The following is a 9163-nucleotide window of genomic DNA, read 5'->3' on the forward strand; positions in this document are numbered from 1 at the left end:
CCATGAGCGAGATAGACAACCGCGTCACGCTGACCGTCGACAATATGGAATACGGCGGCTGGAAAAGCGTGGAAATCACCGCTGATCTGGAGCGGCAGTTCCGCACCTTCAAACTCGACATCACCTGGCAATGGCCGGGGCAGACGGTGGACAAACCGATCAAGCCCGGCGATCCGTGCGAAGTGAAAATCGGCCAGGATCTGGTGCTCACCGGCTACGTGTTCAAGGCGCCGATCAGCTACGACGGACGCCAGATCAGCCTGAGCATCGAGGGCAGTTCCTGTACTCAGGATCTGGTGGACTGTGCCGCGATCAACCGGCCGAATCAGTGGAAAGACCAGCCCATGCTGGGCATCGTCGAGGCATTGGCGTCGTCTTACAAGGTCAAGGTCGTCAGCGAGATTGCCGAAACCACGCGATTGGGCAGCTACACCCTCGTACCGGGGGAAACGGTGTTTCAATCGATCGATCGTCTGCTTTCGCTGTTTCGCGTGTTCTCCACCGACGATGCGTCAGGACGGCTGGTACTGGCCAGACCCGGCAGCGCTGGCCGGGCCAGTGATGCGCTGGAGCTGGGCAAGAATATCCTTTCGGCTAACGCGCCGATGGATTACAGCCAGGTGTTCTCTGAATATCGGGTCATCGGCCAGCGGAAAGGCAACGATCAGAAAAGCGGCGCGGCGGTCAGTGAGATTGAATCGATCGCCACGGATCTGGGCTACAAGCGCCGCCGCGTCACCGTGATCAACGAGGGCCTGCAGATCGATCCTGATCTGTCGCTCAAACGGGCTCTTTGGGAAAGCGTCACGCGCGTTGGCCGGGCGCAGACCACCACCTATCAGGTGCAGGGCTGGCGTCAGAGCAATGGCGATCTATGGCGGCACAACACGCTGGTGAAGGTCAAGGATCCGGTGCTCGGCTTTGACGGCGACATGCTGATCTCCAAAGTGACGTATTCGCTGTCGGCGCAAGGTTCGGTGACCACCCTGCAAGTGGCGCCACCGCAGACCTTTGATCCCGATCCAACGCCCCCGAAAAAAACCTGAGCCTGACACCGAACCCGACTGGCACCACCTGTTCCTGTGGGAGCGGGCTTGCCCGCGATAGCGGTGGTTACCGCAAACACTTCTTTGCCTGACACGCCGCCATCGCGGGCAAGCCCGCTCCCACAGGTTTTGTGTTGGCAAAGTATCGAGGATCAATCCATGAGCCTACTGACACGCCTGCTGGCGCGCGGCACTGTCGTGCTCGCCAACTCGGCATCCAAGCTGCAATCGCTGCAAATGCGCCTCACCGCTGGCGAAGTGAACGACGACCTGGAGCACTTCGAACCCTACGGTTTCACCAGCAACCCGCTGGCCGGTGCTGAAGGCATCGTTACGTTTCTTGGCGGTGACCGTTCCCACGCCATCGCCCTGGTAGTCGCCGACCGCCGTTATCGCCTGCAGTCGCTGGCCTCTGGCGAAGTGGCGATCTACACCGACGAGGGCGACAGAATTCACTTCAAGCGCGGGCGGATCATCGACATCGAAACCGCCACGTTGAACATCCGCGCCAGCAGCGCGGTGAACTTCGACACGCCGGTGATCAACCAGACCGGCAAGATCGTATCCACCGGCGACCAACTCGCCGGCGGCATCAGCCAGATCAAACACGTGCACGTCGGCGTGCAGGCCGGTAGCGGCCAGACCGGTGCGCCGGCGGGAGGCAAATAATGCTTGTCAGCCAGAACCTCCACGCCGCACTGACCCGCGCCGTGCTCATCAGCCTGTTCACCTGGCGCCGCGCCGCCGATGACGACGCCCTCGACGACGAGGAGCGCTTCGGCTGGTGGGGCGACAGCTTTCCCACCGTCGCCGACGACCGCATCGGCTCGCGGCTGTGGCTTTTGCGTCGGGTCAAGCTGACCCGACAGACCCAGATGGACGCCGAGTTCTATGCCCGCGAAGCCCTGCAATGGCTGATCGACGACGGCCACTGCAGCGCCATCGACATCATCAGCGAACGCCTCGACGCCCAGCGCCTGAACCTGCGCACGGTCCTGACCCTGGCCGACGGCGAACGTCTGGACATCAACCCCGATAACAGTTGGCAGGTGATCTATGCCGTTTGAAACCCCTTCGCTGCCGGTGCTGATCAAGCGCACCCAAAGCGACCTGGCCGGCGATTCGCTGCGCCAGTCCGATGCGCAAGTGCTGGCCCGCACCCTCGGTGGCGCCGCTTATGGCCTGTACGGTTACCTCGACTGGATTGCCGAGCAGATCCTGCCGGACAAGGCCGACGAGTCGACCCTGGAACGTATCGCTGCGCTGCGTCTGAACCAGCCGCGCAAACCGGCACAAGTCGCCACCGGCAGTGTCAGTTTTACCGCCACCGCCGGTGCGGTGCTCGACGTTGACACACTGCTGCAATCGAACGATGGCCGCACCTACAAAGTCACCACTGCACGCACCACCGTCAATGGCAGCAATACCACCACCATCGCCGCGCTCGATGCCGGCAACCTTGGTAATGCCGACGCCGGCCTGACGTTGAACCCGGTGCAGCCGATCAGCGGCGTGGTCGGCAACAGTTTTGTGGTGCTGGCGCCAGGCCTCAGCGGTGGCGTCGCGCGCGAAAGTCTGGAGTCGCTGCGCTCGCGGGTGATCCGTTCCTATCGCGTGATCCCCCACGGCGGTTCCGCCAGCGACTACGAAACCTGGGCGCTGGAAGTGCCAGGTGTGACCCGTGCCTGGTGCCGCGGTGGTTTCCTTGGTCCGGGCACGGTGACGGTGTTCATCATGCGTGACGAAGACCCGCAACCGGTGCCCAACGACGAGCAACTGGCGGAGGTTCAGGAGTACATCGAACCGCTGCGCCCAGTGACGGCAGAAGTGCATGTGCAGCGGCCGATTCAGGTGCCGGTGGTGTATCGCTTCAAGAGCGTCAATCCCGACACCACCGCTGTGCGCGCCGCCGTCGAAGCGCAGCTGCGTGACCTGCACAACCGCGAGGCCGACCTCGGTGTGCCGTTGCTGATCAGCCATATCCGCGAAGCCATCAGCAGCGCTGGCGGTGAGTACGATCACACGCTGACCGCGCCCGCCGCTGACGTGCCTGCCGGGCAAAGCGAACTGCTCACATTCGGAGGTTGCGTATGGGGGGCATAAGAACCGCCGCGCAATATCAGGCGCAGCTGCGCGCGTTGCTGCCGAGCGGCCCGGCGTGGGACCCGGAACGTGTCCCGGAGCTCGAGGAAGTGCTACAGGGCGTCGCCGCCGAACTGGCACGCCTCGACGCCCGCGCCGCTGACTTGCTCAACGAGATGGACCCGGCCGGCGTCAGCGAATTGGTGCCGGACTGGGAGCGGGTGATGGAGCTGCCCGACCCGTGCCTGGGCGCCACTCCGCTGTTCGACGACCGCCGCCTCGCCGTACGCCGACGCTTGCTCGCGGTGGGCAGTCAGGCCATCGGTTACTACCTCGACATCGCCAAGAGCCAGGGCTACCCCAATGCGACCATCACCGAACACGAAGCCCCGCGCATGGGCCGCTCGCGTTTCGGCGCGGCGCACTGGGGCACCTGGGAAGCGCAGTTCATGTGGACCCTCAACACCGGCGGCCGCCTGCTGCTGGGTCGGCGCTATGGCGCGAGCTACTGGGGCGAGCGCTTTGGCGTGAACCCGGGCTCGGCGCTCGAATGCCTGATCCACCGCAGTGCACCGGCGCATACCAAGGTGCACATCAATTATGACTAGGGAGGAATGACAGGATGGACTATCCGAAAAGCATGCCCGGGGTCGGTCTGGTCAACAGCCGTTTTGTCGATGAAAACCCGATCACCGGAACCCCCGGATCGTTGATTCCTGCGGAGTGGGGTAACGCGCTGACCGAAGAAATTCTGACGGTTATCAAGGCTGCCGGGATCGAACCCACCGAGGGGCTCAACACGCAGTTACTCGAGGCGCTGCGTGGCAAGAAACTGTATGAAACGCCACCGCAGTTCGATGTCAGTCAGAAGGTTGCGACGACAGAATTTGTTCAGCGTGCGCTGGGCAGTCTGGCGGGGCAGACCAACTATGTAGGGGATGTCACGCTGACGGCTGCTGATGTTGGCAAGCTTTCAGTCTTCACTGGCCCATGTACGGTGACTCTGCCTGATTGGTCCAGTGTTTCTCCTGGTGGACTGGTCAGGATTCTGAGCAGCACCGGTAGTTTGACGGTAAAGGCTCGTAATGGTGAAAGTCTGAGCACCATCAATGGGGTATCCGCTACGTCTTTGTCATTTGCAGGGGGGTGTTTCGTAACCTTCAGACGACTGCTATTGGGTGGGGGGTGGGGGCTGGACTCCGGCGATGGCGCGCTCAAATATTCGCCGATGTTCACCGCTTCACTGGGTACAAGCGGGGGCTACCAACGTCTTCCCAGCGGCCTGATTTTGCAATGGGGCCTTGCCATCGGTGGTGCATTGAGTGAAACCATCACCTACCCGATTGCCTTTCCGAATTCGGTACTTTTTCTGTCCGGCAGCGATGTCTCACCGGGATTCGCGGATATACGTTTTTCTTTTTACAGACTCTCGCTGAGCCAGTTCCAGCGCTTCTCCAATATCGATCCTGGTGGCTGGAACTGGTTCGCCATGGGCTTTTGAAATCGGAGGTAAACACCATGAAATACATTGATTTCGATGCCCAGGGCGAACTTCTTGGGCGATACGACTCGGCTATCCACCTGCAGATTCCTGTCAGCGCGGTGGAAATCTCCGAAGAACTGTTCCTGCGCACGATTGAAGAGCGTGACGGCATCTGGCGATACACCGGAGGCAAGGTCACCAAACACTCTTCGCCCAACGCTTCGCAAGTGGTTGATGGCGAGCAAAGAGCTGCTGCCCTGGCGCGTCGTGATGAGCTGTTGGCCGAAGCCGATCAGCAAACCGTCGGCATGGCGGACGCCTACATCGCGGGCCTGCTTGACGCAGACGACATGCAGCGATTCAAGGCATTCGCCACCTACAAACTGGCGCTGAACAAGATCGACAAACAGCCGGGCTATCCGCAAAACGTGGCTTGGCCTGTGCTGCCCGCCTGAGGCCTGTTCCGGTCGAAAGCCTGAATACCAGTTTCAAAATCCATCACTCTGAATAACGGGAGGACCGTCCGTGGATTATCCAAACAGTGTGCCCAGCGCCGGTCTGGTGAATGGCAAGTTTATTGATGAAAACCCGCTGACCGGGACACCGGGATCGCTGATTCCAGCTGACTGGGGCAACGGGGTTACCCAGGAAATTCTCAACGTGATCAAGGCCGGAGATCTGGCTCCGGACGAGAAGAAATACGATCAGTTGTTGCAGGCGATTCAGAACGTTTCGGCCAAGGGCTGGAATCTGGATTCGGCGTTGCCGATCGGGTCGTTGCCAACCGCTACCGTTGCTACGGCAGACGGGCGACTGCCGATCACGCCGACCGCTTTTGCCACCAGTGGCGGGCGTGTATCGATTCTGCCCGGTGTGCTGGTCAGTCTCGGCCAGGAAGTGCTGACTGGTCAGTTGGCTCGTCCGCGCACATTTACGACACAAGCCTGGAGCAGTGCCGATCTGTTGCCTAACTCTAATTACTTTCTGCGTGCGCAAGTAGTTGCCGGTGTGCTGACCTTTTACACGCAGCGCGGCATTATCTATGACGCTACGCCCGAAGGCTTGAAGGGCACGATCAATGCTGCGGCGGGAGGCGGTTTTCAGTCGACACCGCTGGATATTTGTCTGGCATGGGTGGTGACAGCAGGCCCTGGCTCGGTGCCGATAGTCCGACCGATTTATAACCGTGGTCGCTTGTCGTGGACGCAAACAATCAGCGGTAATGGCGTGGTGTACCTGCCACTTGACCCGCATGCCCGTGCCGCACGGCTGGTGGTGGGCAATGCGACGCCGCATCCGACGCTCGTCACAGCTGTGAACTTTGCTACACCCGGATGGCTGGGTGCCAACTACTGTTTTCTCAATCCGAAGGCTGCCGCGTCGAGCAATTGGGATGGTTGGGCCAATGGGGGTGAGACGGTACGGGTTATTACCAACAACGAGGTGACTGACACAACCGTGTCGACACTGACCGCCAGCTTCGACCACAGCATGTTGCGTTCCCTGTGGCAGACCTATCAAGCCGAACACGCTTTTGGTGCCGATAACGGTTCAAGTGACGAATTGCTGTTCAGCATGGGCATCAAAAATCTCCTCCCAAGCGACTACGCCAACGGTGTTGCGATCAATTTTTCAGCGGCGGTGAATATCAATCTTTCCTGGGAGCTGATCCGATGATCATCATTCAAGAACTTCACCACTTCGAAGAAGGCTTGCGCCCGGCCCAGCCATCCAGTGCCCATGATTGGGATGGAGAAAAATGGCAGCTGAATGCGTCCCGAGTCGCCGAACTGGAACTGCAGGAAGCCGAGCAGCTGTGTTCCAAGGTCGACGCGGCGGCCGACAATGCACGCACCGTTTTGGCCGGCGACCCGCTCAAAGCCATGGAGTACGCCCAAGCGGCCGCCGACGCTCAGGCTTATCAAGACGCCGGTTATCCGAAAAAAGAGGTGCCGCTGTCGGTGGCTGCGTGGGTCGTCAAAGGTCGAACTGCCAAACAGGCGGCCGAGCAGATTTTGAGCAAGGCTGACCAACTCACCGATCATTTGCTGACCCTGCGCACCTTGCGCCTGAAGGCCAAAAACCAGATCCGCGCGCATGCGGCCAAAGGCAATCCCGATCTGGCGCGCAGTGCGAGCGATGATGCATTGGCGGCGATTCGCGAACTGGTCGGCAGCCGGAATCTCTAGTCGCGAAATCTTCGCTGTATTACCCGAGCCCACTTCACCGTGGGCTTTTTATTTTCAGAAAACAGACCGCCATTGGCTCGCATCTGCGATCGCCGCGACGCGGTTCATTTGTTATTTCAGAGGAACGAAAGACCTGTGGATTATCCAAAAAGCGTCCCCAGCGTCGGCCTGGTCGATGGTCGCTTTGTCGATGAAAACCCTGTGGCGGGCACGCCGGGTTCGTTGATTCCGGCGGTATGGGGCAATGGCGTCACCGAAGAGCTGTTGTCGGTCATCAAAGCGGCGGGAATAACCCCGGCTGAAGGGACCAACAATCAGTTGTTATCGGCGTTGCAAAAGCTCCTGAGCCTGGCCAGTCCGATGTCTTCGCGGGTCACTGAAGTCTCGACATCAAGAGTCCTGGCACCGGAGGAAGCGGGGCTGGTGCTGATCAGCGCCAGTGCAGCGGATACCACGATCAATCTGCCAGCGGTCAGCACGTTGTCCGGCATTCGCGACTTCATCGTTCGCCGTGTCGACAACAGCAGCAAGCGGTTGCTCGTGCAGGCTTCCGGTAATGACCGGATCAGGTTTCACACGCACTTGTCGGCCAACGGCTATCCGTTCCTGGCGTTGATCGGGGCGGGGGACTGGTGGCACCTGCGCAGCGACGGCACAGGCAACTGGTGGCCGGTCGGTCGGTTCGATGCAACGCCTTTGGGCCGGGTGGTGTTCGAGACCTCGACAGCGGCCAACCCCGGCGGCTACGGCGCATTGGATGGCAGAGAAATGTTGCGTTCCGAATGGCCCTGGCTTTGGGATCACGCCGTGCAGTCCGGCATGTTGCGCGCAGAAGCGGTTCGCGCCGGCGGCTGGAGCAGCGGTGACGGCATCAAGACATTCCGGGGCCCGGAGATTCGCGGCGAATTTATCCGGGTGCTTGATGAGCAACGCAACATCGATACGGCACGGATCGCCGGTTCCTGGCAGACCGGCACCAACATCACCGGTGACAACGCTAATGCTCCAGCGGTTCAGGGGATCGGTGATCTGGCGACGGTTGGCGTCGATCCGACAGCGTTCGCCGGCCTTTCCTACTGGTCGGCTGCGGCGTTTGCCGAAAATCTGGTCAGTGGCTACTGGGGCATGACACGCCCGCGAAACGTTGCCTATCCAGCCCGCATGAAACTCATCTGACGCCGTTTTCTCTGGCGTCTTCAACTGCAAAAGGACGTGAACAATGCCTTATTACTACGTAAATGAAATGACCCAGCAAATCACCGGGCCGTTCGAACCCACGGTCATTCCCGGCATAGGTGTGCAACTGCCGGGCAACGCAATCGAACTCCCGGAACTGCTGCCTGAACCGCAACCCGGTTACGCGTGGGTGTGGCGCAATGGACAAGCGGTGCAACTGCTCGATTTGCGTAATCGCCTGGTGTATCGCAAAGACAATGGCAATCCTTTTTACTGGACCGAATTTGGCCCGTTGCCTGACTACCTGACAATCAAGCCGCGGCCCAATTCCTATTACGTCTGGAAGGACGATGACTGGGTGCTGGATGTTGATGCCGAACGCGCAGGTCAGGCGGCCCAGGCGGATATCGAGCGCGACAATCGCCTGCGTGAAGTGGTGATTCGTGTCGCGCCGCTGCAATACGCTTACGAGTTGGGCGAGGCGAGCAGTGATCAACTGGGCGCGTTGCAAGCCTGGAAGCGATATGCACTGAACCTGGCACGGATCGAGCTGCAACCGGGTTACCCCGCCGTGATCGAATGGCCGACTGCGCCAGCCAAAAACGTTGTTGTGCCAGCGGCCTGACACGCAACTTTCCTGAAACCTCACAGACGGCCTTGTGCTGTCGGCACTCGGCTGTCTGTCAACACCGTAGAAGGTTAGGACGTGGATTATCCCAAAAGTATTCCCGGTGTCGGGTTGGTCAACGGCGGCTTTGTCGATGAAAACCCGCTGGCCGGTTCCCCGGGATCGTTGATTCCGGCCGCGTGGGGCAACAGCGTCACGCAAGAGATTCTCAACGCGATCAAGGCTGCCGGGCTGACGCCTGATGAAGCCAGAACCGACCAGTTGGCAACGGCCATCGGCGCGTTGGTCGACTTCAGCAAACTGAAAAACACCCCGACCACATTGGCCGGTTACGGCATCACCGATGCGGTCGGGCGGTTGTTGGCGGTGCGGCAGATCGAGACGGTCGGGATCACGGTTTACAAGCCCAACCCGAGGGCCAAACGGATTCGCGTGCGGTTGGTGGGGGCGGGTGGTTCGGGTGGTGGTTGCGCGCCTGTTGCCGCCAGTAATTTGCGTATTGGCGGTGGAGGTGGTTCGGGTGCCTATGCGGAAAGCCTGTATGACGTGACTCCACAAA

11 protein-coding genes and 1 pseudogene are annotated in these 9163 nt (G+C 60.4%); all 12 read left to right on the forward strand.

Annotated elements, in window-relative coordinates; all coding sequences use genetic code 11:
- The first annotated feature begins 2 nt into the window (after window positions 1-2).
- Window positions 3-1046 carry a phage baseplate assembly protein gene (locus DBR18_RS07185; RefSeq protein ID WP_108589834.1) on the forward strand — a complete coding sequence of 348 codons (1044 nt, stop codon included), beginning with the start codon at window positions 3-5 and terminating at the stop codon, window positions 1044-1046.
- A gap of 159 nt (window positions 1047-1205) precedes the next feature.
- A complete protein-coding gene (locus DBR18_RS07190) occupies window positions 1206-1715 on the forward strand; it encodes a phage baseplate assembly protein V (protein ID WP_041072253.1) in 510 nt (169 codons plus the stop codon).
- Window positions 1715-2113 (forward strand): phage GP46 family protein, encoded by a 399-nt coding sequence (locus tag DBR18_RS07195; RefSeq protein WP_007964342.1) that lies wholly within the window; start codon window positions 1715-1717, stop codon window positions 2111-2113. Before DBR18_RS07190 ends, DBR18_RS07195 begins: the two co-directional genes overlap by 1 nt.
- On the forward strand, window positions 2103-3149 hold the full coding sequence (locus tag DBR18_RS07200) for a baseplate J/gp47 family protein (RefSeq protein WP_108589835.1): 1047 nt from the start codon (window positions 2103-2105) through the stop codon (window positions 3147-3149). The genes DBR18_RS07195 and DBR18_RS07200 overlap by 11 nt, the downstream gene beginning before the upstream one ends.
- Window positions 3137-3736, forward strand: coding sequence for a YmfQ family protein (locus DBR18_RS07205; protein WP_108589836.1), 600 nt, complete (start codon window positions 3137-3139; stop codon window positions 3734-3736). The genes DBR18_RS07200 and DBR18_RS07205 overlap by 13 nt, the downstream gene beginning before the upstream one ends.
- A gap of 14 nt (window positions 3737-3750) precedes the next feature.
- A complete protein-coding gene (locus DBR18_RS07210) occupies window positions 3751-4629 on the forward strand; it encodes a phage tail protein (protein WP_108589837.1) in 879 nt (292 codons plus the stop codon).
- Window positions 4630-4646: 17 nt separating this feature from the next.
- Window positions 4647-5066 carry a tail fiber assembly protein gene (locus tag DBR18_RS07215; protein WP_108589838.1) on the forward strand — a complete coding sequence of 140 codons (420 nt, stop codon included), beginning with the start codon at window positions 4647-4649 and terminating at the stop codon, window positions 5064-5066.
- Between the two features lie 70 nt (window positions 5067-5136).
- Window positions 5137-6288, forward strand: a complete 1152-nt coding sequence (locus DBR18_RS07220; RefSeq protein WP_108589839.1) for a phage tail protein — start codon at window positions 5137-5139, stop codon at window positions 6286-6288.
- Entirely contained in the window at window positions 6285-6800 is a 516-nt protein-coding gene (locus DBR18_RS07225) for a phage tail protein (RefSeq protein ID WP_108589840.1), read from the forward strand. Before DBR18_RS07220 ends, DBR18_RS07225 begins: the two co-directional genes overlap by 4 nt.
- A gap of 135 nt (window positions 6801-6935) precedes the next feature.
- The gene (locus tag DBR18_RS07230; protein ID WP_108589841.1) at window positions 6936-7976 is read left to right on the forward strand and encodes a phage tail protein; all 1041 of its coding nucleotides are present in this window, start codon (window positions 6936-6938) and stop codon (window positions 7974-7976) included.
- 43 nt (window positions 7977-8019) lie between these two features.
- Complete coding sequence (locus DBR18_RS07235) at window positions 8020-8601, forward strand: tail fiber assembly protein (protein WP_108589842.1); 582 nt, start codon at window positions 8020-8022, stop codon at window positions 8599-8601.
- Window positions 8602-8682: 81 nt separating this feature from the next.
- Window positions 8683-9163, forward strand: a pseudogene (locus tag DBR18_RS07240) (hypothetical protein); the annotation flags it as partial.

It is taken from the genome of Pseudomonas sp. HMWF021 (genome assembly GCF_003061005.1).
GTDB lineage: Bacteria > Pseudomonadota > Gammaproteobacteria > Pseudomonadales > Pseudomonadaceae > Aquipseudomonas.